At 65.1% G+C, this 24311-nt stretch carries 18 protein-coding genes; 13 read left to right on the forward strand and 5 right to left on the reverse strand.

Features of this window, described 5'->3' with window-relative positions:
- Positions 1 to 389 precede the first annotated feature (389 nt).
- From W911_RS11770 to W911_RS11780, 3 genes are read left to right on the forward strand one after another with little or no spacing between them, the layout of a single operon-like run.
- On the forward strand, positions 390 to 1526 hold the full coding sequence (locus tag W911_RS11770) for an MlaE family ABC transporter permease (protein WP_023787768.1): 1137 nt from the start codon (positions 390 to 392) through the stop codon (positions 1524 to 1526).
- Positions 1527 to 1529: 3 nt separating this feature from the next.
- Complete coding sequence (locus W911_RS11775; protein WP_023787769.1) at positions 1530 to 2312, forward strand: ABC transporter ATP-binding protein; 783 nt, start codon at positions 1530 to 1532, stop codon at positions 2310 to 2312.
- Between the two features lie 12 nt (positions 2313 to 2324).
- A complete protein-coding gene (locus W911_RS11780) occupies positions 2325 to 3539 on the forward strand; it encodes an ABC-type transport auxiliary lipoprotein family protein (RefSeq protein ID WP_023787770.1) in 1215 nt (404 codons plus the stop codon).
- A gap of 114 nt (positions 3540 to 3653) precedes the next feature.
- Here W911_RS11780 and W911_RS11785 read toward each other — a convergent pair whose 3' ends face one another.
- Together W911_RS11785 and W911_RS11790 are read right to left on the reverse strand one after the other, a co-directional pair.
- Entirely contained in the window at positions 3654 to 3944 is a 291-nt protein-coding gene (locus W911_RS11785) for a hypothetical protein (protein ID WP_023787771.1), read from the reverse strand.
- Positions 3945 to 4079: 135 nt separating this feature from the next.
- The gene (locus tag W911_RS11790; RefSeq protein WP_244438511.1) at positions 4080 to 6677 is read right to left on the reverse strand and encodes an ATP-binding protein; all 2598 of its coding nucleotides are present in this window, start codon (positions 6675 to 6677) and stop codon (positions 4080 to 4082) included.
- Between the two features lie 200 nt (positions 6678 to 6877).
- Here W911_RS11790 and W911_RS11795 point away from each other — a divergent pair, with 200 nt between their 5' ends.
- Both W911_RS11795 and W911_RS11800 read left to right on the forward strand, forming a co-directional pair.
- A complete protein-coding gene (locus tag W911_RS11795; RefSeq protein WP_023787773.1) occupies positions 6878 to 7234 on the forward strand; it encodes a flagellar biosynthetic protein FliO in 357 nt (118 codons plus the stop codon).
- An 87-nt stretch (positions 7235 to 7321) separates the two neighbouring features.
- Positions 7322 to 9979 carry a DUF3772 domain-containing protein gene (locus tag W911_RS11800; protein WP_023787774.1) on the forward strand — a complete coding sequence of 886 codons (2658 nt, stop codon included), beginning with the start codon at positions 7322 to 7324 and terminating at the stop codon, positions 9977 to 9979.
- 8 nt (positions 9980 to 9987) lie between these two features.
- Here the strand turns inward: W911_RS11800 and W911_RS11805 are convergent, their stop codons facing one another.
- Entirely contained in the window at positions 9988 to 11274 is a 1287-nt protein-coding gene (locus W911_RS11805) for an NAD(P)/FAD-dependent oxidoreductase (RefSeq protein ID WP_023787775.1), read from the reverse strand.
- Positions 11275 to 11698: 424 nt separating this feature from the next.
- Between W911_RS11805 and W911_RS11810 the strand changes: the two genes are divergently transcribed.
- From W911_RS11810 to W911_RS11830, 5 genes are all read left to right on the forward strand, one after another.
- A complete protein-coding gene (locus W911_RS11810; RefSeq protein ID WP_023787776.1) occupies positions 11699 to 12979 on the forward strand; it encodes a porin in 1281 nt (426 codons plus the stop codon).
- 111 nt (positions 12980 to 13090) lie between these two features.
- Entirely contained in the window at positions 13091 to 14266 is a 1176-nt protein-coding gene (locus W911_RS11815) for a vWA domain-containing protein (protein WP_023787777.1), read from the forward strand.
- Positions 14267 to 14599: 333 nt separating this feature from the next.
- Positions 14600 to 15148 carry a hypothetical protein gene (locus W911_RS17435; protein ID WP_023787778.1) on the forward strand — a complete coding sequence of 183 codons (549 nt, stop codon included), beginning with the start codon at positions 14600 to 14602 and terminating at the stop codon, positions 15146 to 15148.
- Entirely contained in the window at positions 15145 to 15570 is a 426-nt protein-coding gene (locus tag W911_RS11825) for a hypothetical protein (RefSeq protein WP_023787779.1), read from the forward strand. Before W911_RS17435 ends, W911_RS11825 begins: the two co-directional genes overlap by 4 nt.
- Before the next feature lie 124 nt (positions 15571 to 15694).
- A complete protein-coding gene (locus W911_RS11830) occupies positions 15695 to 16924 on the forward strand; it encodes a GNAT family N-acetyltransferase (protein ID WP_041316507.1) in 1230 nt (409 codons plus the stop codon).
- Positions 16925 to 17005: 81 nt separating this feature from the next.
- On the opposite strand, the gene W911_RS11835 is transcribed toward W911_RS11830, so the two are convergent.
- On the reverse strand, positions 17006 to 18667 hold the full coding sequence (locus W911_RS11835; protein WP_023787781.1) for an FHA domain-containing protein: 1662 nt from the start codon (positions 18665 to 18667) through the stop codon (positions 17006 to 17008).
- 258 nt (positions 18668 to 18925) lie between these two features.
- Between W911_RS11835 and W911_RS18180 the strand changes: the two genes are divergently transcribed.
- The gene (locus W911_RS18180) at positions 18926 to 20377 is read left to right on the forward strand and encodes a PDZ domain-containing protein (RefSeq protein ID WP_023787782.1); all 1452 of its coding nucleotides are present in this window, start codon (positions 18926 to 18928) and stop codon (positions 20375 to 20377) included.
- 146 nt (positions 20378 to 20523) lie between these two features.
- The gene (locus tag W911_RS11845) at positions 20524 to 22341 is read left to right on the forward strand and encodes an ABC-F family ATP-binding cassette domain-containing protein (RefSeq protein WP_023787783.1); all 1818 of its coding nucleotides are present in this window, start codon (positions 20524 to 20526) and stop codon (positions 22339 to 22341) included.
- On the opposite strand, the gene W911_RS11850 is transcribed toward W911_RS11845, so the two are convergent.
- Complete coding sequence (locus W911_RS11850; RefSeq protein ID WP_023787784.1) at positions 22338 to 23570, reverse strand: TIGR03862 family flavoprotein; 1233 nt, start codon at positions 23568 to 23570, stop codon at positions 22338 to 22340. The two genes, W911_RS11845 and W911_RS11850, sit on opposite strands and share 4 nt — an antisense overlap.
- Before the next feature lie 429 nt (positions 23571 to 23999).
- Here W911_RS11850 and W911_RS11855 point away from each other — a divergent pair, with 429 nt between their 5' ends.
- Positions 24000 to 24263 (forward strand): hypothetical protein, encoded by a 264-nt coding sequence (locus tag W911_RS11855; protein ID WP_023787785.1) that lies wholly within the window; start codon positions 24000 to 24002, stop codon positions 24261 to 24263.
- Positions 24264 to 24311: the final 48 nt, after the last annotated feature.

Genomic DNA, 24311 nt, shown 5'->3' on the forward strand with positions numbered 1-24311 from the left:
GGCATTTTCGCGGCCGATATTTCGCCGGGGCGTCGCAAGTGTTGCCTCTGCTTATCCCTCACGCTTAATCCTTCGCGCTCCGGCAGTGCGGTCCACACCTGAGGCTGCCCATTCCGGCATCGGCCGACGGGTTGCTGTCTCTCCCTGACGCCAGCACCCGCCGTGGTGCGGGCCGCAGATGCAACGGCTCGACCCGAGCGAGCGTCGCGATACCTCATCGAGCCCTGTGAGCCCCTCGTGAACCCGCCCGATCGCCCCGGAATTGGGCAAGACAGTTGCACACCTGCCCCATGATTATGTTTTAGAGTACGAATCGTGGGTTTCGTCATACCTCGGTGCCATCGAGCGCAAACACTTAAGAAGACGACACCCGGGGAGGAAAGAGATCGATGGCCGCGCCGCCTTCGCTATCCGCAAGGGCCGTACCGGACGGGGTTGAACTCGCGGCAGAGGGCGCGTGGACGGTTTCCCACGCCAAGAGCCTCGACGGGCTTGTGGACAAGGCCGCGCGTGAGACGCCGCCGAACCGGCCGCTCACCATCGCCTTGCACCGCATCACCGCCCTCGACACTTACGGCGCGTGGTTGATCGAGCGCCTCGTGCGTGCGCGCAGCAACGCATCCGGCGGCACCCGCGTCGACGGGCTGCCCGAACGCTACCAGAGCCTCTACGACAAGATCCGCGGAACCGAACACGACGCGGCTCCCGTGCCGAAAGAGCAGAACACTCTCGTGGCGCAGGTGGAAGCGCTTGGAGAGGCTACCGGCCGCTTCGGCCGGCAGCTTCTCGCCTTCACGGCCATGCTGGGTGCGATCTTCGCGTCGCTTGGGCGCGTGCTGACCGACCCGAAGAGCTTCCGTTTCACCTCGACCGTGCATCACCTGGACCGCGTCTGCTGGCAAGCCGTGCCGATCATGCTGCTGATTACGTTCCTGATCGGCGCGATCATCGCTCAGCAGGGCTTCTTCCATTTCCGGAAGTTCGGCGCGGATGCCTACGTAGTGGACATGGTGGGCATCCTCGTGCTGCGCGAGATCGGCGTTCTCATCGTTGCGATCATGATCGCGGGACGATCGGGCAGCGCGTATACGGCCGAGCTCGGCTCCATGAAGATGCGAGAGGAGATCGACGCACTGCGCACCATGGGGCGCGATCCCATGGATGTGCTGATCCTGCCGCGCATCGTGGCCCTCGTGATCGCACTGCCGATCCTGACCTTCCTCGGGGCCATGAGCGCGCTTTACGGCGGCGGGCTGGTGGCCTGGGCCTACGGCGGCATGAGCCCCGACATCTACATCGAGCGGCTGCGCGAAGCCGTTTCGATCACGCACTTCCAAGTCGGCATGATCAAGGCCCCCTTCATGGCGCTGATCATCGGAGCGGTAGCCTGCGCGCAGGGTCTCGCGGTGAAGGGAAGCGCGGAATCGCTGGGGCTCGAAACCACGTCGTCCGTGGTGAAGTCGATCTTCCTCGTCATCGTGCTCGACGGTCTCTTCGCCGTCTTCTTTGCCTCGGTGGACATGTAAGGCATGAACGGGGACCCCATCATCGACGTTCGGGATCTGGTGGTCGGCTTCGGCCCCCGCACCGTGCTCGACGGCGTTTCTTTCGACGTGAAGCGGGGCGAAATCTTCGGTTTCGTCGGCGGATCGGGCAGCGGCAAGTCCGTGCTGCTGCGGACGATCATCGGCCTCATTCCGCGCCGGGCGGGCTCCATCGAGGTGCTCGGTACGCGCCTCGACCAGGCGACGGACGAACAGCGCCAAAGCGTCGAGCGGCGATGGGGCGTGCTGTTCCAGCAGGGCGCGCTGTTCTCGTCGCTGACGGCGCTGCAGAACGTGCAGTTTCCCATGCGCGAATATCTGGATCTGCCACAGCGGCTGATGGACGAGATGGCGGCTGCGAAGCTCGACATGGTGGGCTTCCGCCGGGCCGATCATCACAAGATGCCGTCCGAGCTTTCCGGCGGCATGACCAAGCGCGTGGCGCTGGCGCGTGCGCTCGCACTGGATCCCGATCTCGTGTTCCTCGACGAGCCGACGAGCGGCCTCGATCCCATTTCGGCCGGCGACTTCGACACGCTGATCCGGACGCTTCAGCGGACGCTGGGGCTCACGGTTTTCATGATCACCCACGATCTCGAAAGCCTGCATACGATTGCCGACCGGGTGGGCGCGCTCGCGGACGGACGCGTGGTCGCCACCGGCTCGATAGCCGACATGCTGGCCTCCGATCATCCGTGGGTCAGCACCTATTTTCGCGGGCGCCGCGCCTCGGCGCTCACCTCCCGTCTTGCCAATTCAGAGCCTTGAGGCACGAGAAACATGGAAACGAAGGCGCGCTATCTCCTGGTCGGGTCCTTTGTGCTCGCGGCAACGCTCGCAATTTTCGCATTCATCTACTGGCTGCATAACACCGGCGGTCTTGGCGAACGGGAGCGCTATCGCATCCGCTTCGAAGCGCCCGTCTCGGGTCTGCTGAAGGGATCGAGCGTGCTCTTCAACGGCATCCGCGTGGGCGAAGTGACGGAAATCTCGCTGTCGCCCGATGCGCCGAAGGACGTCAACGTGACGATCGCCGTCGATCCAGCGACGCCCATCCGTTACGATACGGTCGTGAGCGTCGATTTCCAGGGGCTCACGGGCGCGCCCGTCATCGGTCTTACCGGGGGCGAAGCGGATGCGGCGATGATCGGCGGCGCCGAGGGCGATATCCCGCAGCTCACCGCAAGCCCCGATGCGAGCCTCAGCCTCACGCAGTCTGCGCGAGGGACACTGCAACGGCTCGACAAGATCATGGACGAGAACAGCACGGCGCTGAAGGAGGCGATCTCGGGATTCAGTGCGTTTGCCAGTGTGCTGTCGCGCAACTCGGAGCGCATCGACGGTATTCTGGCGGGGCTCGAACGCTTTGCAGGCGGCGGTGCCGCAAAGCCCGGCATCTATACGCTGACGGCCTTCGACAAAGCGCTGTGCGACGCGCCAACGCAGCCGCAGCTCGCCATTCCCGAGCCCACAGCTCCGATGGCCTTCAACTCAGACCGCGTGGTGGTGATGGGCGATCCGCCTGCGGATGCACCGTTCGCGCAAGCGCAGTTCACGGACAACGCGCCGGCCGTCATCCAAGGCAAGCTGATCGAAAGCCTGGAGCGCACGAAGTGCTTTTCGGCCGTCGGACGGCCTGCGTTCGACTCGCCCGACGCCAGCGCACAACTTCAGGCGGAAGTCCGTCAGTTCGCGGTCACAATGACGCCATCGCCAACGGCGGCCGTGGAACTCGCGCTCAAGATCGCAAGTCCGGGCGGAAAAATTACGGAGCAGCGCGTGTTCAAAGCAAGCGCCCCGCTTCCGGAGGCGAATTCGCAATCGGCGGTGAACGCGCTCGATGCGGCCTTCGGAAAGATCCTGGCGGCGGCTGTGCCGTGGCTTTCGACGCTCGCCATCGAGGCGGCGCCGGCAAAGGCCGACGACGGCGATTTTCCGGATTTCCCAGAGCCTCCGCCGGCGGAACCGGCCGCGCCGGAGCCGCCGGCTCCCTAGAGTCGGCTTAGATGGAACCGGGGCTTCCCCCCCCCCTCACCCGGCCTCCTCGCTTCGCTCGAAAGCCGACCTCTCCCCGCCGGGGAGAGGTGAAGTGGGCGGCTTATCCGCGGGTCAATCCATGTCCGAATAGCGGGTGCTCCCGCGGCGGAACATCTTCGTGTATCCGGTCACGTAGGCGATGAGCCAAAGAGCGGCGGCCAGCGGAACGGCGACGGCCAGCACCATCAGCACCGTCATGGCGAGACCCAGCGCCACCGCGAGTCCGACAAGCACCATCAATGCCACCACGAGGTAGCCAGCACCCATGGCGACCCAGCGGCGCCAACCGCTGAGTTGTTCGGTGGTTTCGGTGTTGCCATGCCTGTCGATGACGATAACCGGGGGCTCACGCCGGGGGCTCATAAGGTTCGCTCCAAAGATGCCTCAGCTTCACAGCCGTGCCGGGCCGTTCGGCATTTCCCCTATCATATAGAAAGAAAGGCCGCGGGCGCGAGGGGTGCGCCGCGGCCTTGTAACTTCGGAACCGCGGCAAGTCCGCTATTTTCCGAGCTGTTCCTTCACCTTAGCGGCGAGCTGGGGCAGGGAGAACGGCTTCGGCAGGAAGGCGAATTGCTCGTTTTTGTCGAGGCTGGTCTCGAAGGCTTCGTGCGGGTAGCCCGAAACGAAGATGATCTTGAGCGACGGGTTCTTTTTGCGCAGCTCCTTCAGGAGCGTAGGCCCGTCCATCTCCGGCATCACCACGTCGGACACGACGATGTCTACGTTGCCGCCGACCTCCTCCATCACTTCGAGGGCTTCGACGCCGGTGGAGGCTTCGAGCACCTCGTAGCCCTGGCGCTTGAGCGCACGGACGGCGAACGAGCGCACGACGTCTTCGTCCTCGACGAGAAGCACCCGGCCCGATCCGGTGAGATCCTGAGGGGGCCCGCGCCGCTGCGTCTTCTGGGCTGCGAGTTCTTCCTCGTTGTCGGGCAGGTAGCGGGGCAGGTAGACGCGGAACGTCGTCCCCACTCCAACGGTGCTCGCGGGGTAGATGTAACCGCCGGACTGCTTGACGATGCCGTAGACGGTGGCGAGGCCGAGGCCGGTGCCCTTCCCCACGCCCTTTGTGGTGAAGAACGGCTCGAAGATCTTGGCCATCACCTCGGGCGGAATGCCCGAGCCGGTATCCGAGATCTCGACCATCACGTACTCGCCAAGCGGCATGCCTTCGTGCGCGAGCTTGCGGCTTTCGCGCTCCGTGACGTTGCTCGTCGCGATGGTGAGCGTGCCACCGTCCGGCATCGCGTCCCTGGCGTTGTTCGCAAGATTGAGGATCACATGCTCAAGCTGCGTCCGATCGGTCTTCACGTACCAGAGGTCACGTGCCGTCGGCATCTGCAGGTCGACTTTCTCGCCAAGCTTGATCTTGATCAGCGGCTTCCAGTCGGCAAGGGCTTCCTGCAGTTGCAGCGCCTCGGCTTGCAGCGTCTGACGGCGCGAGAAGGCGAGCAGGTTGGCCACGAGCCCCGCCGCGCGCGTCGCGCTCGAACGGATGTTCATGATGTCCTTGTGCGCAGGATCGTTCGGCCGGTGCGTCTGGAGCAGAAGATCCGAGAAGCCGATGATGGCCGTCAGCACGTTGTTGAAGTCATGGGCGATGCCGCCCGCCAGCTTGCCCACCGCCTCCATCTTCGACGACTGCGCGAAGCGGGCTTCGAGCGCTTTCTGCTCGGTGGCGTCGATGACGTAGACGATGGCCGCTTCGCGTGCATCGCGCGCTTGCGTAAGGGGCGCGAGGTAGAGGCGGCAGGAGAACTTGCCTTCGGGCCCCACGGTGATGTCGAGCGGGGTCAGGCTCGGCGTGCCGGCCAGCACCTGCTTGATGGCGGCCGAGACCGAGGTCGACGTGTCGGCGTCCGCGGTGCGGCAGAGCACGTCCGCCGCCATCTCACCGATCGCCGTCTGACCGTCCGGAATCATGCGGGCGAAGGCTGCGTTCGTGCTCATGAGGCGGCCGTCGGGGCCGAGCGTCGCGATCCCGAACGGCGCCGACTGGAAGAAGCGGGCGAAGCGGATTTCCGCGGTGTCCGGTCCGCCGTTTTCGCTGCCGCCTTCGCGGCGGAAGGCTGCGATCATCAGACCGCCCTCGGCATCGCGGCGCGCGAAGAAGCGAAGCGGAACGGAGACGCCTTTCTCCAGCGCGACATCGAGATCGACGCCGGCGCCATGCGTGTAAAATGCCGCGGCGGCGCTCGCGATCAGTTCGGCGTCGTCGGGCGGCATGATGTCGGTGAGCTTCAGACCGCGCTGCGAGAGACCGACGGGATCGATGCCGAGCCAACGGAGCAGCGTGGCGTTGAGGCGGCGTACGGTGCCGCGCGCATCGACCTCCATGAGGCCGGCCGGTACGCTGTCGAGGCGTTCGAGGGTCGCTTCGAGGGTTTGGGCCGCGCTTATCTGACGGGCGCGCTCGGCAGTGACATCCGAAACGGTCCAGAGGACGAGCGGACCCAGCTCGCGCTCGTATCCCGGCACCGTACAGGGGCGATGGGCGACGTGCAGCAGACGCGGCGGCTGGCCGGGCGTTGCGATCTCGATTTCCTCGCGCCGCGATTCGCCACGCGATGCGGCACGCTCCAGGCGGAAATAAGCAGCCGCGGCGCGCGGATCGACACCGAGGAGCACTTCGAGCGCGTTGACCTCATCCGCACCGTGGGCTCCGGCAAGCTCTGCAAGCGCGCGGTTGGCGTAGAGCGGACGCCCGTCGCGCCGCGTGACGAGAAGGCCGTCGTCGAGACCGTCGGCGAATGCGCGGATCATGTCGTTGTCGCGCACACGCTCACCGATGCGGATGTGGCCTGCCGCATAACCGAAGATCGCGAACAGGCCCGCCATCGCGAGCACGGCCAGAAGCGTGAGCAAGAGAGGCTCGCCCGCGGGCGAAGCGACGAGGGCAAGCACCATCGCGCCTGCCGCCAGCGCAGCGGCGAGAATCGGAACGATGCCAGGCTCGGATACGCCACCGTCGAGGGTTTGGGCGCGTGCCAGGCCGGCTTTGGATTGGCGGGGCTCGCTTTCGCTCATGAAGGCGAAAGCTATCTGATTCTCGGCGCTCGCCGCGTCGGTTGCCTGCATGTGAACCCTGGTACTCATACGCTACACTACGCCCGTGTGGTGGTCCGGCGAGGCATCTGCCCAAGGGGGAAAAACCCTGTTGCCGAGCGGGCGCGGAAGGCCCGCGCCGTGGGATTCACACTTCGATCAATAGAGTTAAAATGCCATAAATTCCGCGCTATACGGGACCCTGGCATTCTGCTTGAGAGGACGCACGGAAAAAACCGTGACGACTATTCATGTTGGACGTTTTTGTTTATCTCGCGGTTGTGATGGCGCTCGCGGTTTTCATGATCGTCGGCGCGTTTTTGCTGCGGACATTTCTCGCTGGCGGAAGTCCGAAAGAGGCGGTCGGCCGGTTGTTCGCGCAGAAGCGGGAGCCCCGCGTCCATGTCGTGGAACAGTACAACGTCGACAACCGGCGGCGTCTCGTTCTCATCCGCCGCGACGATGTCGAGCATCTGATCATGACGGGCGGGCCCGTGGATGTCGTGATCGAAACCGGGATCGCCGCCCGCGCGGCCGTTCCTCAGGCGTCTCCTTCCGGGGAAGAGACCGCAGCGACGTACCCGTCGCACATTCCGTTACGCCCGTAAGGCGCACAGAGCCGACAACGGGATCTCATCGGGGCATACTGACCGGAAACCGGCTCGGGGCGACCGAGACGATCATGAGGACCATTGATGTATAGAGACCGGCTCCTGCTCCGCTCCGCCTTGGCCGTCCTGGGGGTCGCGGTTCTTTTCTCCGGCCTCGCCGTCAGCCTGGCCGAGAATCGCGCGCTTGCCCAGACGCTGCCCTCGCCGCTGCAACTGCCGGGAATGCCGAAGGCCCCTGCCGAGGCGCCTCCGAAAGAGGAGGCGCCCTCGCCCCCCATCGTCGCGGCCGAACCCGCACCCGCACCCGTTCTCACGCCCGCCGAGCTGCAATCGCTCGAAGAGCTTCGCCAGCCCATGATGGAGCTCAAGGGCCTGCTCGAAACGCTCGAAGGATCGATCGAGCGCAACAAGGAGAACGATGGAGAGCTGGCGCGGCTCAGGGCCGAACTCGTCGATCTCGTGCAGACCTCTCAAGATCGTCTTGCGACGCTGAAGACGAAAACGGACACGGTGCGGCAGCTGTTCGAGAAGCTCAAGCCGGCCGCGGAAGTCGATGCCGCGCCGGAAACGGAGCAGGTGATCGCGGAGCGCGCCCGGCTCGGCGCGATGCTGGGCGAAATCGATGGCGCGAGAAAGACGGGCGAGCTGGTGCAGGTGCGCGCCCGCCAGCTTCAAACGGACGTACAGAAGCTCCGCCAGGATCTCTTCACGCAGGAAATCCTCAATCGCAGCCCCTCGCCCCTCAAGGCGAGCACGTGGGACAAGCTCGCCTACGATTCACCCGGCGCGTGGCGCCAGATCGCGGATGCGGCTTCGGGATGGCTGGCGGCTGCCTCCCAGCAGTGGTTCGCGGTCAGCGCGCTCCTCGTCGGCAGCTTCTTCTTCTATATCGCGGTTGCGACCCTGGTTCGGCGCTTTGTCGGGTATCAACTCAATGCGCCGCGGATCGCTCCTCCCGGCTTCGTCGAGCAAGCGGCGACGGTGGGGTGGGTCGCGCCGCTGCTCGCCTTGCCGGGACTGGGCACAATCGGACTTCTGGCCGCCGGTCTCGATACGCTCGGGCTTCTTGCACTCGACGTGGGCGTGATCGCGCAGCAGGCTTTCGTCGTGCTCGCCGTGTTCGCCGCCGTGCGGGCGCTGACGCAGGCGGTCCTGCAACCGCAGCGGCCCGACTGGCGCCTCGTCGATATCGCGACACCGGCCGCGCGGCGGCTCAACCGCATCGTTTCCGGCATTGCGTTCGTCTTCTCGATCGATCTCATCCTGCAAGACGTCATCCGCCGCCTCTATCTCCCGTTGTCCGTCAATGCGATGGAAACGGTGTTCGTGAGCATCGCCATCGCGCTGTTGCTGCTCAAGCTCGTCAACACGCCCTTCGATTTTAAAATGGGTGACGCGGCAGCACCGACAGCCGAGGGGCAACCGCCCGCACCAGGATTGCAGACGAGCGCCGGAACGGCCGCCGAACCGGCCGCGCCCCATGTGCCGGTCTCGCCGCTGAGGCCCTATCTGATCAAGCTCCCAGCGCTCGCGGGCGCGACCCTGCTTCTCGTGGCTGCGTTGCTCGGCTACGTGGGGTTGGCTCGACTCATCGCGACCCACGTCGTGGTCACGGGCGGCACCATCGCGGTGGTGCTCGTCATCCATCTGGCAATCCGCTCGCTGCTGGATGGCCCTCTCAAGACGTTGCTGGAGGACAGCTTCGGGCTCGATCCGCACCAGGCGGCGGCGCTGCGGCGCGTGGCGTCGGTCGTTCTCAACTCCGCGCTGGCGCTGGTGGCCCTCCCGCTCTTGCTCGTGACGTGGGGCTACACCACGCAGGAGGCGCTCTCCTGGCTCAGGGCGGCTGTCTTCGGTTTCGAAATCGGTGAAGTGCGGATTTCGCTCGCGCGCATCCTGTTTGCGGTCGGGCTGTTCCTCGCGCTCGTGTTCGCAACCCGTCTTGCGCAGAAATGGCTCGATACGGGCGTGCTCCGCTCGCAGCGGATCGACCAGGGGATCGCGAATTCGATCCGCACCGCGGTGGGGTACATCGGCTTCATCCTCGCGGTGCTGGTGGCCGTGTCCTACGGCGGGCTCGACATCACGAACTTCGCCATCGTCGCCGGTGCGCTCTCTGTCGGCATCGGCTTCGGCCTGCAATCGATCGTCAACAACTTCGTGTCGGGGCTCATTCTCCTGGTCGAACGGCCGATCAAGGTGGGCGACCGCGTGACGGTCAACAACCAGGATGGCTTCGTCCGGCGTATCTCCGTGCGCTCCACCGAGATCGAGACGTTCGACCGGGCAAGCCTGATCGTGCCGAATTCCGAGCTCATCACGGCGACGGTCACGAACTGGACGCACCGCAACTCTCTCGGGCGCGCGCTGGTCACCGTCAACGTGAGTTACCAATCCGATCCCGAACAGGTGCGCGACGTCCTGCTCAAGGTGGCGTCCGAGTGTCCGCTGATCCTGCAGCACCCTCCGCCCTGGGTCGGGCTCGACAACTTCGGGCCGAACGGACTCGAGTTCCTGTTGATCGCGGTGGTTGGCGACGTGACGGCGGTGGGCGGCGCGCGCTCGGATCTCCGGTTCCGAATTCTGAAGGCGTTCCGCGAAGAGGGGATCGAGATCGCGCTCGCACAGCACGATGTGCATCTGCGCGATCTCGACGTGGTGCGCGGTGCGCTCACTCGGCTGGCGGAAGATCGCGCGCGGGAAAAAGGCGCCGTCGAGCCGGATCCGAAACCTGCCGGTTAAGGCGCGCTCTATAAGATGTCGCGGAGCCGGTAATAGAGCATCCCGAGGGCGAGTAGCTGGCTTCCCAGGAATTGCCCGACCGGGAGCCGCACCTGGGGGATGCGCTCGAAGAGGTCGAGCCGCTCCATGGTGCCCGCGATGGCGTCCGCGACCACCTCGCCCGCGATGTGGGTCGTGTTGACGCCGTGCCCCGAGTAGCCTTGCATGTAGTAGACGTTCGGCTCCAGCCGCCCGATGGCGGGCGCGCGGCTCAAGACGATGTCGATCTTTCCGCCCCAGGCGAAATCGAGCGCCACGTCCTTAAGCTGCGGGAAGACTTCGACCATGCGGGGCTTCAGCGTCGCACGAATGTCGTGCGGGTCGCGGTTGGAATAGTTGGCGCGGCCTCCGAATATGAGGCGGCGGTCGGCCGACAGGCGGAAGTAATCGAGCACGACGTTGCTGTCCGCTATGGCGAGGTCCTGCGGGATGATCTCGCGCGCCACGCGCTCGGCCAAAGGTTCGGTGGCGACGATGTAGCTGCCGGTCGGGAACACGAGACCCGACAGGGCGCCACGCTGCAACGCCGGATCGGCGAAGCCCGCAAGCACGACCGACGCGGCATCGACGCGGCCGTTGGCGGTTTCCGCGAAGGGCTTGGCGCCGCCGCCGAACGATATGACGGGCGAACCTTCGAAGATCTTCACGCCCTCAGCCGCCGCGGCACGGGCTTCACCCAGGCACAAGTTGAGCGGATGCAGATGGCCACTCTTCCGGTCGATCATGGCGCCGTGATAGGCGCGCGAGCCGACGACGGCATCCATACTGGACGCTTCCACGATTTCGAGGTGATCGCCGTCTCCCGCTTCGACGCGCTCCTCCACATAAGAGCGCAGTCCGGCCATGTGGCGCGGACGGGCGGCGACTTCGGCCCAGCCGTATTTCAGATCGCAGGCGATGGCGTGTTTGGCGATGCGGGCTTCGACGATCTCATGGCCGAGATAGCGAATGTCCTTCAAAAGACGGCGGCCGTCATCGCCAAGGTGGCGCTCGACACAGTGTTCGCCGCTGATGCCGGCGATCATCTGCCCGCCGTTGCGGCCGGACGCGCCCCATCCGACGCGGTGCGCTTCCAGTACGACGACAGAGAAGCCCCGCTCGACGAGACTCAACGCGGTGGCGATGCCGGAGAAGCCTCCGCCGACGACGCAGACGTCTGCCGCGATCCGTCCTTCGAGTTGCGGATAGCGCGTATCGTCGTTCAAGGTGTGGGAATAATAGGAGCTAACGTGGGCGACTGACATTCGCTGAAACATAAAGCGTTTCTTGTCGGCGTGGAACAGCGGAGGCTGTCACACGGCTGTCGTGGAATCGCGTCACTCGCGTTGCATGCGCTTTCCCTCCAATACCGCCGGATTGTTTCGCTGGGCGATGCCTTATCCCCAATCCATCAACCGCCGCTCACACGGCCGTTCGTTACCGAGACCCTAACAAAAGCCTTGAGTCTCCAGGCCTCACGCACGCTTTCGTGGCACCGCGGCAACAGTTGCACTCTCGTCGATGCCGAAAAGGCATTGCTCGATTGTTGCGCAGGGGAGAATCGCAGACTTTCAGGGCCAGCGGCGGTTCCGAGGGAATCTTCGCGCCGTCAATATCGTAGAGCGCGGCCTAGTTTGCGTAAATCACCGAGTATCAGGGCGTCCGCCATCTCGATTACCAACGCAGATTGGGAGAAGGTCTATGAATAAATTGAGCCTCAGCGCTCTGGCAGCCGCGGGCCTCCTGGCCGGCAGCCTCGCCACGAGTGCGAATGCAGCTGACCTTGGGGGCAACTGCTGCGCCGACCTTGAGGAGCGCGTCGCCGAACTCGAAGCGACCACCGCTCGCAAGGGCAATCGCAAAGTTTCGCTCACGGTTTCCGGCTGGGTCGGCCAGCAGATCACGTTCTGGGACGATGGTGGTGAGAGCAATGCCTATGTCGGCGATCTCGGCCGCACGCTCTCGTCGCACGTGAAGTTTACCGGCCAGGCCACCATCGCGCCGGGCTGGAGCGCTGGTTACGTGCTTCACATCGAAGCGTTCAACAACCAGAGCCTTGCTCTTAACCAGGCCTATAACGCTGCTCCGGGTTGGAACGGCTTTGACGCCCTCCAGAGCTACTGGTTCATCAAGAGCGATCATTGGGGCAAGGTCAGCGTCGGCCGCCAGTCGCAGGCGTCTGACAACACCGCGATCCTCGTCGACGGTTCGGGCTCGCTCGTTCCTGCCAACTGGGTGGCGTTCGACGTTAACTCGTTCAACATGCGTAGCTCTGCTACGGGTCTCCTCATTGCGGGTAGCGCGTGGGGCGGAGCCGGCGCGTGCACCGGCGGCGGCGCCTGGGGCGACTGTAACGGCTTGACGCAGAACGTCGTCCGTTACGACACGCCGACGTTCGGTGGCTTCTCGGCCAGCGCTTCGTGGGGCGAGGACGACATGTGGGACGTCGCTCTCCGCTATGCGGGTGAGCATCACGGCTTCAAGTTCGCCGTCGCTGCTGCCTATAACGAGATCACCGGCAACGGCGACCCGAATACTTTCTTCGGCGCTTTCAATGCTCCGGAGACGCAGTACTTCCAGATCGGCGCTTACCTGCAGCACATCCCGACGGGTCTCTTCGTCTACGGTGCTTACGGTAACAACGAACTCGATTTCGCTAACGGTCTGACCTACGAGTCCGATACGTACTACATCAAGGCTGGCCTCCGTCGTAACCTGAACCCGCTCGGCGCCACCGTGTTCTACGGTGAATATCTGAACGTCTCGGGTGACAACGGTGCAGGTGCGCTTGGCGTCTTCGCTGCCGGCGCTGATGAAGACCTGGATGTTTGGGGTCTCGGCATTGTGCAGGAAATCGACGCGGCTGCCATGTCGCTCTGGGTCAGCTATCGTCACCTGTCGTACGACGGCAATGTCGCGACTGCGATTGGTGGTGTTGAAGACTTCCAGTACGTCAAGGCTGGTGCTCTCATCAACTTCTAATCGAAGTCGAGATCACGAACCAAACAGGAAGCCGCCCTTCGGGGCGGCTTCTTTGTTTTTGTTTCTCTTTCCGCGGCCCCGGCTTATATGCTTGGGCGAAGGAGAAGCCTCATGTTCGCGACATTCTTCCGCGCGCTCAAGGATGCGCGCGTGCCCGTTACGCTCAAGGAATATCTGACGCTGCTCGAAGCGATGGACGCCGACGTCGCAGGCGGGCGCGTGGAGGATTTCTATTACCTGTCCCGCGCGGTGCTGGTGAAGGACGAGCGCTATCTCGACCGCTTCGACGGTGTGTTCGGGCACGTCTTCAAGGGCCTCGACCTGATGAGCGAGGCGGAGACCGCGGAGATCCCCGAAGACTGGCTCAAGGCGCTGTCGCATCTCCATCTCACCGACGAAGAGAAGGCCGAGATCGAGGCGCTTGGCGGTTGGGACGAGATCATGGAGGCGCTGCGCAAGCGCCTCGAAGAGCAGAAGGAGCGCCACCAGGGCGGCAACAAGTGGATTGGCACGGGCGGGACTTCGCCGTTCGGCGCGTACGGCTACAATCCGGCCGGGATCCGGATCGGACAAAAAGAGAGCCGCCACCGGCGCGCGATCAAAGTGTGGGACAAGCGCGAGTTTCGCGATCTTGTGGGCGACGTCGAGCTTGGCGTGCGCAACATCAAAGTGGCGTTGCGGCGGCTCAGGCGCTTCGCGCGCGAGGGCGCGGCCGAAGAACTCGATCTCGACCGCACCATCGAGGGCTCTGCGCGCAAAGGGTATCTCGATCTCGCGCTGCGCCCGGCCCGGCGAAATGCCGTCAAGGTGCTGATGTTTTTCGACGTCGGAGGCTCGATGGACTGGCACGTGCAGACGGCCGAGGAGCTGTTCTCAGCCGCGCGCAGCGAGTTCAAGCATCTCGAATATTACTACTTCCACAACTGTCTCTACGAGAGCGTCTGGCGCAACAATGCGCGCCGCTGGAGCGAGACGATCCCCACGTGGCAGGTGCTCAATACGTACCCGTCCGATTACAAGGTGATCTTCGTGGGCGACGCGTCGATGAGCCCCTACGAGATCACGCACGTGGGTGGTGCCGTCGAGCACATGAACGAGGAAGCGGGCGGCACGTGGCTTCAGCGCGTCATGGCGACCTATCCGCAGACCGTGTGGCTCAATCCGGTGCCGGAGCAGCATTGGGGCTACACGCCGTCCATCGGGCTCGTTCAGCGCCTGGTCGAGGGGCGGATGTTTCCGATGACGCTGGGAGGTCTGGACGACGCCATTCGGACCCTGATGCGTTAGAGCGTGTTCATTTTAAACGAACTCGACACTGTCCCTCCCCCATCATGCCGGAGGCATGTCTCCGACATGACGTGGGGGAGGTTAGGAGGGGGGGATTCCAGACCGTCTGCTGTTGGGCCTCCCCCCACCCTAACCCTCCCCACCAGGGGGAGGGGAACCGGAGCGATTCCATCTGACCTGAGCACACTGGTAGCGAAAGCGCTTGGGCGTGCGGGCCTTTCCTGCCTGCGCAAATCCGCCAAGTCTGCCCACAGGGTTACCGGCCCCTTACATTGACCTCACCCCAAAAAGGGCGCAAACCTGCGCTGTTTTTGGGCAGTCTCGGGGGACCCCATGCTTCGCCGTCCGCTACCTTTTCTTTTGCTTGCCGTCGGGCTCTCCGGATGCTCGGGCGGCGGTGGCGTGTCGACGGCCTCGATCCTCGGCGGCGAGGCGGCCCCCGCGCCTCAGCCGGGTCAGGTGAGCGTGGTTGCCGACCCCGGCGAACGGGCGTTTCATGCAGGCGCGGTTACGGCGCGCGCCGTGAGGTGCGGCTATAATTTCGATCCCGCCATGGTCCGCTCGAACTACCTTGCGCACGAGATGGCTCTTGGCGCGATGCCGGAGCAGATGGGGAAGCTTCAGCAAACGTACGACGTGGCGCATAACGGTGTGGCGAAGGCCGCCGGTGCGGACGCCAACTACTGCACCGACCGCAGAACGCGCGATATCAAGACCGAACTCGGGCGGCTTCTGGAGGGCAACTTCGAGGCGCCCAAGAAGCAGGTCGTCAAGGAAGAGGGCCTCTTTAGCGGCTGGATGGACGGCGGCGGCGGCGACACGGGGCCCTCGTTCGGCTCCAGCGACTGGTGGGAAAGCCAGCAAGATAAAGTCGGCGGTTGAGCGCCCGCTTCGCTGTTCTCGTCCGTTGGTTCATCTCTTTTCTTCATCCGGGCTCCGCCGTGCAGCAGCTCCTGTGGCTCGAAACGCTCCTTAAGCTCGCCGGTGGCGTCCTGCTTCTGCTCGCACCCATGAGTACGATCCGAGCCTTCGGGCTTCCCGCGTCGGCAAGCGGCTTCTGGCCGCGGATCGCCGGTGCGCTTCTCATCGGCATCGCGGGCGCGACCTATATCGAGGGGGCGTGGGCCGGCTCGCGGGGGCTGGGCCTCGCCGGGCTCGTCGTTATCAACCTCACCGGAGCGTTCGTGGTCGCCGTTGCGGCCCTGATGGGCCGGGCGGCCCCGACCCGGCGGGGAGCGTTCGCACTGTGGGTGCTCGTCGCGTTGCTGGTGAGCCTGTCGCTGGTCGAAATCGCGCAGGCGTGACGCGTCGGACGTAACGAATACGTTAGCCTTTTTCCGCGACACTCAGGAAGAATACGGAGCCCGCCGGCCGTCCCCACCGGCACAGGGTCCGCCCCTCGCGCTATAGTTAAGGAACTCTGAGTTCATGTCAGTCATCGCCCTCGCATGCGAGAGGCCGGCCTTGGGTGGAGCTGCGCAATCCGCGCCCTTCGTCTCGCACACCGTGTCGCGCGCAACCCTCGATCTCGTCACAACCCGCGACGGCTTCGACGCGCTCGAAGCCTCGTGGAACGCACTGTTCGAGAGGGCAGGCCGCGATATTCACCTGTTCCAGACCTTCAACTGGCTTTGGCACTGGGCCAATCACTACCTCCCCGCGCCAGGCGAGCGCGGGCCCAAGCTCGCCATCGTCACCGCGCATCTCGACGGGCAACTCGTCCTGGTCCTGCCGCTCGTGGAAGAGCGGTTCGGCCCGGTGACGCAACTCGAATGGATGGGAGAGCCCGTCGGTCAGTACGGCGACGCGCTGATCGACGATATGCCCCAAGCCGACAGGGCAGCGCTGATGCGGGACGCGCTGAATTTCGTCGCACGCGAGACGGGCGCGAGCGCCCTTCGGCTGCGGCGGGTGCGTGAGGATTCCAACATCGCTCCCATACTTGCGGAGCGCGGTGCGCTGGTGGTGGGCGAGACACAAGCACCCTATCTCTCGCTGAAGGGCGTCGAGACGTTCGAGGCGCTCCTCCAGCGGCACTCGCGCAGCACGCAGCGAAACCGCAGCCGGCAACGCCGCAAGCTGTCAGAGCGCGGCGCCCTGGCGTTCGATTACCGCACGCATGGTCAAGAGGCGGACGCGTTGACCGCGTTCGCGTTTGCCTACAAGCGCGTCTGGCTTGCCTCGCGCGGGCTCTATTCCCGGGCGTTCGCGGACCCGAGAACCGCTCAATTCTTTGCGGACGTCTCACGCGCCGAAACGCACCCGGCGGGTTGCTACGTTGCGGCCCTCGAATCCGGCGGACATACGGCGGCGGTCGAGGTTGGCGTGCGCTGCAAGGGCCGCTCCGCCATTCACATCGGCACATACGATCTCGCTTACGAGAAAGCGGCAGCGGGCGCTCTTTTGATGGAAGACAGTATCCGCCACGCCCTCGCCGAGGGCATGACCGGCTTCGATTTTCTTCCACCTGCATACGACTACAAGTTGGAATGGGCGGACACGTCCATGGAGGTCCGGGACTGGGCATTGCCGCTTTCGGCCGTTGGGAAAATGTATGCGACGCTTTATTTGCGCGGACTGCGCGGCGTGCTGAAACACGGCGTGGAGTCGATGCCGCTTCCCATCCGCCGGAAGATCGCGACGCTGCTCAACCGCTAGAGCGGTTTCCGATCCGATAGAATCGGATCGGACGCTCTACGTCTTTTGACGAGACCGATGATTCACGCTTCGGCACGCCGATCAGCTCGCGCGCCGCGACAGCCTCAAGCGCGCCGCGCCGAACGCGATGTCCTGTCCTGCGGTATCGAGTGTCACCGTATTCTTCCCGATGCTCTGTCCGTCGATGTGCGTACCATTCATGGAGCCCGCATCGCGCAGACGCAGGATGTCCCCAGATTCGAACACGAACTCGGCGTGCAAGGACGATACGCTCGGATCGTCGATGACGAAATCGGCGCGTGACGGATCGCGGCCGAGGGTCCAAGCGGTCGTCTTGGCGCTTCCTCTCGGATCACGGGTGGGCTCAAGCGTAAACTGCACCGCGCGGCCGGAGGCATCGAAGCCCGAGAGCATCCAGCCTCCCGCCGCGTCCTCTTCTTCCGCAGGCTCGAAGGCGAGCGTGTAATCGACAGTACCGAGCCGCAGATGCGCGCCGATGGACGCGTCAGCGGAGGAGACACGCGCGCCGTCCACGAAGGTGCCGTTCGACGAACCGAGGTCGCGCACGCGCAGCCGGCGCGTCCCGCGATCGTACGCCAAGCTTGCGTGGACCTTCGAGACCGTGTCGTCCGCCACGACGATGTCGACACCGGGGCCGCGGCCCACGATGCGCGGCCGGTCGCCCGCGTCGAGGCGCAGGGAGGGGCCGCCGTTCTCGCGACGCAGATAGAGCGCGGCAGGCGCGCCACCCGCCGAAGACAATCGAAGCATCAATCCGCGGATGTGTTCCCTCGCCTCAACGACGGACGGATGGCTCGTAAGCCTTGCCGCAGCCGCTCCGATGACCGCAACCGCGTTCTCGCGGCGGAAGAAGAAGAGGGTTGCGGCGAGCGCGAGCGCGGCGGTCAGCCCCACGAACAAAGGAGCGAACGCGCTGGCGAAGGCTCCCTTGGCGCAGGGACGTGTGGTGGACGCGTACCGCAGCTTCGCATCCCCGAGAAAGCGGGCAAGCTCGCTCACATGGATGGAAAAGAACAACCCTTGTGCGTTGACGCCCTGCAGTGTGTTGATGCCCACGACATTTCCGCAGGCGTCGAGCAGCGGGCCGCCGCTGCTGCCGGGATTGATGGCCGAGTTATGCTGGACGGTCCGCGCGCTCACGAGTTGGCCGGGGTTCAGCTTCAGGTTCGTAAAGGTCATGCGCGAGACGATGCCGGTCGTCAGGGTGGATTCGAGATCGGTCAGCGGTACGCCGCGCACGTCCGTCTCCGGCACCAGTTCCTTGTTGAGGTTGGCGGCGCCCGGAAAGCCGATCGCGATCACCTCGGCAAGTTTGTCCGGCTCGTATTCGCCAAGCGTCAGCGGGATGCCCGGCAGGTCCTCGCGTGCTTCGAGAAGGGCGAGGTCGACATCCGGACGGCTCTCGGTGCGGCGCGCCTCGACGAGCTTGGCCTCTCCCTTTTCGAGAAACGCGATGTAGATGCGCTCGCCGCCCTCCACCACATGGACGTTGGTCACGACCTGGCGCCGGCCGGACACGAGGAAACCGGAACCGGACGAGATGCTGTACTGGTTTCCTTCTTCCGGGATGAAGGAATAGATCTTGTAGACGCTGGGCTCGATATGGCGCGCATCGAACGCCAAGGCGTTCCACGGTCCGGCGATGGCCAGCAGAACGCCGAACGCAACGCAGAGCGCGCGCAGCAGCGGCCCGCTGCGCGTTCTTCGCTCCCAAAACGCCATTATCGTCCTTGGCGGCACAAAACCCTCTCGCGTTTCTCCTACCCCAAGCCCACCGCAGCATCCAGGGTTCATTCGGCACACCCCAAGACGCTGATGCTACAGTATTCTTTGGCCGAATCGAGGGGGCGTGCCGCATCGTCCACCGCGGGGCGGGCCCGTAAAACAAGGCTTTGGAGCGTGTGTGGGCCGCCTCGGTTGCTCCGTATTTCAGGTGACGGTAGAGATAGGCCAATCCCAGACATGCGGGGCCTTCGATCCATGAGAGGAACGTCCATCACGGCGCTGGCAGCGGCCATTTGGCTCGCCTCCAGTTTGTTCCTCTCTGTCCCGGTTTCCGCAACGGACCCGAGCGCGGAGGCCGCCGTCACCTGGGGGCAGCGGTCCGTGGTGCTGGAGGCCGATGGCGGGCGGGACATCATCCGCCTGCTCCCGCCACCCGGCGGCGGCGCAAGCCGTCAAACGCCTGCGATGCCCGATTTGCCGTTTCCGCCGACGGATACGGGCGGGCCATCAGGACAGGGCGCGCGGCTCTCCGGGCGCTCGATCGAGGTGCCAATCCGCTTCGAGCCGTGGCCCGGGTACGAAACGCTCTCCTACATCGGCGTCCGCTTCGACAGCGTCACCGATCCGACGCTCGCGTTTACGCTCGGCCTCAGACGGCACACGGGTGTGTTCGTAACAGAAACGACGCCCGGCGGGCCGGCGGCGCTCGCGGGCTTGAGGTTCGGCGATTTCGTCACCGCCATCGACGGCACCGCAGTGACCGAAACGAGCCAACTCGTGCAGGAAATCGAGGCCCGCCAGCCGGGGACGGACGGGACGCTGAGTGTCTGGCGCGTGGCCGACGACGCGCCCGGCTACCTTGGAGAATTGCGGCACCTCGCAGAGGGCGGCAACACGCCCGCAATGCTGTTTCTCGGCAAGCTCTATAGCAACGGAACCGGCGTGCCGCGCGACGCGACGGAAGCCCTGACATGGTACCGGACGGCCGCGCTCGCAGGCAGCAGCAACGGGATGCTGTTCTATGGCGATGCGCTCGCGGGCGGCGCACCGATCAAGGATGTCGTGGAGGCCGAGCGCTGGATCCGCAAGGCGGCGGATGCCGGAAACGTGGCCGCCGTTTATCGCCTGGGGCGAATGTATCGCGACGGCGAAGGGCGGCCGCGCGATCCGCTGGAGGCGCTCAACCTGTTCAAGCAAGCGGCCGAAGCCAACTATACGCCGGCGATGGTGGCTGTCGGCTTGATGCTCGAAGGCGGGAGCGGGATCGAGGCCGACCACCTGCAGGCGGTGCGATGGTACAAGCGCGCCGCGGACGCGGGCGACGCGGACGGCATGGCCGCGCTCGGCACCATGTATTCCACGGGGCGCGGCGTAGAGCGGGACTACGTGACGGCGGCGACATGGTACGACGAAGGCGCCAAGCGGGGACAACTTCTCGCCATCCACAACATCGCCGTGCTCTACGATAAGGGGCTCGGCGTCAGCCGCAGCGCCCAGACGGCGGCCGACTACATTTATCGGGCGCTGGAGATGGGCTATCCCTTCACCTTCCAGCAGATGACGCAGAACAGCCAGAGCTGGTCGCGCGATTTCCGCCGGGAGCTTCAGCTTCGCCTCGCGAGCGGCGGCTACTACGGAGGCGCGCTCGACGGCGCGTTCGGCCGGTCGACGCTGGATGCCATCAGCAGGATGGTCGAGACCCAGTAAACACCCCACCGCCGCAATCCTACCCAGGCCAGGCTCACTGGCCGGAGTCACTGGCCGCGCTCACTTCGGGCGCCGGTTTTCCGGTTTGCGCGTCATGCTGTATAGACGCGCAAACGTTTCAACCCCTCCCTTCCTTCCGGATCGTCATGGCCGCTCCCCTCATTCAGCTCAACGACATCGCGCTCACCTTCGGCGGCGCCGCGCTGCTCGACGGCGTCGACATTTCCGTGGGCGCCGGAGAGCGCATCTGTCTCGTTGGCCGCAACGGCTCGGGCAAGTCCACGTTGCTCAAGATCGCGGCGGGGCTGGTGGAACCGGATCGCGGGCGCCGCTTCGTGCAGCCCGGAGCGCTGGTGCGTTATCTGGCGCAGGAGCCGGATCTTTCGGGGCATGCGACGACGCTCGACTATGTGGAAGCCGGGCTTGCGGACAGCGGTGACGTTCACCTCGCGCGGATGCTGCTCGACGAAGTGGGGCTCGACGGCGCGTCCGACCCGATGCAGCTTTCGGGCGGCGAAGCGCGACGGGCGGCCCTCGCGCACGCGCTCGCGTCGGAGCCCGAGATCCTGCTGCTCGACGAACCGACCAACCATCTCGACCTGCCGACCATCGAGTGGCTGGAACGGCGGCTTCAGCAATCGCGCGCGGCGATGGTCATCATCAGCCACGACCGCCGCTTCCTCGAAACGCTATCGCGCATCACGGTGTGGCTCGACCGGGGGCGTGCGCGACGCGTGGAATTGCCGTTCGGTAAGTTCGAAGCCTGGCGCGACCAGGAACTGGCCGACGAGGAAACGCAACTGCACAAGCTCGACCGCAAGATCGTGGCGGAAGAGCATTGGGTGCACGGCGGCGTGACGGGGCGGCGCAAACGCAACGTGCGGCGCATGGCGGAACTCTCGAAGATGCGTCAGGCACGGCGCGATCATCGGGGCGTCCAGGGGAATGCGTCTCTTTCCGTCGCGGAAGCCGAGACGTCGAGCGCGCTCGTTCTCGAAGCCAAGGGCGTTTCAAAATCGTATGACGACCGCGCCATCGTCAGGGACTTTTCGCTCCGCTTGATGCGGGGAGACCGGCTCGGCATTGTCGGGCCCAACGGCTCGGGCAAGACGACGCTGATTTCGCTGCTGACGGGCACGCTCGCGCCGGATGCGGGCGAGATCCGGATGGGAGCCAACGTGCAAATGGCCGCGCTCGATCAGGGACGCGAGAGCCTCGATCCCTCCTGGACGCTCTCGGAAGCGCTGACGCGCGGCAGCGGAGAGACGGTGTCCATCGGAGGCGAGCGCAAGCACGTCATCGCCTATATGAAGGATTTCCTGTTCGCGCCCGAGCAGAGGCTGACACCGATCAGCGCGCTTTCGGGCGGCGAGCGGGGGCGGCTCATGCTCGCGCGCGCGCTTGCGACGCCGTCGAACCTGCTGGTGCTCGACGAGCCGACCAACGATCTCGACCTCGAAACGCTCGACGTGCTGGAAGAGGTGCTCGCCGAGTACAAGGGCACCGTGCTGCTGATCAGCCATGACCGCGATTTTCTCGACCGCGTCGTGACGAGCGTGATCGTGCCGGAGGGCGACGGGCTCTGGACGGAGTATCCCGGGGGATATGCGGATATGCTGGCCCAGCGTGGCAGCGACCTCGCGCGGAAGCAGGCAGCGGAGAAGGGCACGTCTTTGCCGTCGCAGCCCAAAGAGAAGCCGACCGCCGCAGAGGCGCAGCCCGCGCGGCGGCGGCTTTCGTTCAAGGACAAGCACGCGCTCGAAACTTTGCCCGGCGAGATTGCCGCGCTCGAAGCTAAGCAAGCCGCGCTTGCGAAGACACTCGACGCGCCGGATCTCTTTACGCGCGACCGCGCCACGTTTTCGAAAGTCTCGGACGAGCTAACCGAGGTTCAGGCGGCGCTTGCCGCGGCCGAGGAGCGCTGGCTCGAACTCGAAATCCTGCGCAGCGAGATCGAAGGCTAACGCGTTTTCAGAAACTCTAACGCGCCTTTCGCGGCGGCGCGGCCGGTCGCGAACGAGGCCTGCAAGAGATAGCCGCCGGTGGGTGCTTCCCAGTCGATCATTTCGCCAGCCACGAACGTGCCGGGGCGGCGCCGCAACATGAAGGTCTCGTCGATCTCGTCGAACGACACGCCGCCCGCCGTCGAAATGGCGCGATCAATCGGCGCGAGCGCATGGGCGCGGATCGGGACGGATTTAACGAGATGCGCGACGCCATCCGGTGCGAGGCCGGACAACGGCGTGCCCGCGCGGTGCGCCGTCTCCTGCAAGAGGCCTATGGCTGCCGGATCGAAGCGCAGAGCTTTGCGGAGAAACGTTGCCAGAGATTGCTTGCCGCGCGGCTTGGCGAGGCGGGCGGCAATGTCGGCCTGGCTCTGGTCTGGGCGCAAGTCGAGCGTGATCGATGCTGCACCGCTCGACGCAATCTCGGCGCGGATCCGTGGACAGAGCGCGTAGACGGCGCCGCCTTCGAGCCCGGCCACCGTGATCAACGCTTCGCCGCGCGCCGTCTCATCGCCGCAGCGGAGCGCGATACGCTTCAGCGGGCTTCCGGCAAAGCGCACCTTGAACACGTCGCTCCACGCGATACAAACACCGCTATTCGCCGGGGCGAGCGGCGTAATCGCGACGCCTGCGCCAGCGAGCGGCGCAACCCAGCTTCCGTCCGACCCGAGCTTCGGCCAGCTTGCGCCGCCGAGCGCGAGGATCGTGCAGGCGCTTTCACCCCTCACCTCGCCGTCCGCCGTCCCGAATACGAGACGGCCCGTATCGTCCCAGCCCGTCCAGCGATGGCCGAGCCGGACGTCCACACCGTGGCCCGACAGACGCGCGAGCCACGCACGCAAGAGCGGCGAGGTTTTCATGACGCGCGGAAAGACGCGCCCGCTCGACCCGACGAACGTCTCCTGTCCAAGCCCGTCGCACCATGCGCGGAGCGCGTCCGGCGGGAAGGCCTCTATCGCCGCGCGCAACCGTGGCTCGGCCTCGCGGTAGCGGCTGAGGAAGCGTTCCAGCGGCTCGCTGTGGGTGAGGTTCAAACCCCCGCGTCCAGCGAGCAGAAGCTTGCGGGCCACACGCGGCATTCGCTCATAAAGCGTCACGGGCGCACCGGCCGCGGCCAGCGTTTCGGCCGCCATCAACCCTGCAGGGCCGCCCCCGACGACGGCTGCGCGATGATTGATTTTTTGCACGGCTGCCCAAAAACTGGAGGAATGTCAGATGGTGGGGGGCTTATCATCGGGCATGCAGAAGAACAATCCGTCACGAGGGAACCTTTTCGGGCCGCGTGCGTTCTGACTGGGAAGTCCCTTGCGTTTCCTCCCTTCCAGACTTCCGTCACGCGTTACCGTGCTTGCCGCCCTGAGCGATCGGGGCGGCGACCGTTTTAGTAGGCCCGGGCTCCTTCAAGGAGTCCGGGCCGTTGGCCTTGCCGATCCCACAGTTATTCCGTCGCAGCGGCTGAGGACTGCGGATTTTCTGCTGCGTGCCGTTCCGGCAGCACACGCACTTTTTCGTCTGCGCACGCGCCGCTCTATGTTAGATTCGTCCGCGTTGGTCCGGGGGTGAAAGCCACGACGGATTCGCCTCCTGCCATGGGCTAACCACAAAGGGAGACGACCATGAAAAAAATTCTTGCCGGCGCTGCCGGTGCGATTTGTTTTGGCCTGTTTGCGTCGATGGCCCAGGCTGCGCCGCTCGGCGTGACCGGCGGGGCAACGTCCAACGCCCTTCCCTCCGAAGTCATCCAGGTTCATGGCCTGCACACATCGTGTCAGCGCGACCGGCGCGGCTGGCACCGTTCGTACATTTGGGGCCGCCAGGCATGCACGCCGCCGCGCGCGCATCGTCACAAGCACAGGCATCATCGCCGCGACCGCAGGTAAGCTCTCGCGCTCGTCTATCGAGAACAAGTTTTGGCCCGGGCTCTCGCG

Source organism: Hyphomicrobium nitrativorans NL23 (assembly GCF_000503895.1).
Lineage (GTDB): Bacteria > Pseudomonadota > Alphaproteobacteria > Rhizobiales > Hyphomicrobiaceae > Hyphomicrobium_C > Hyphomicrobium_C nitrativorans.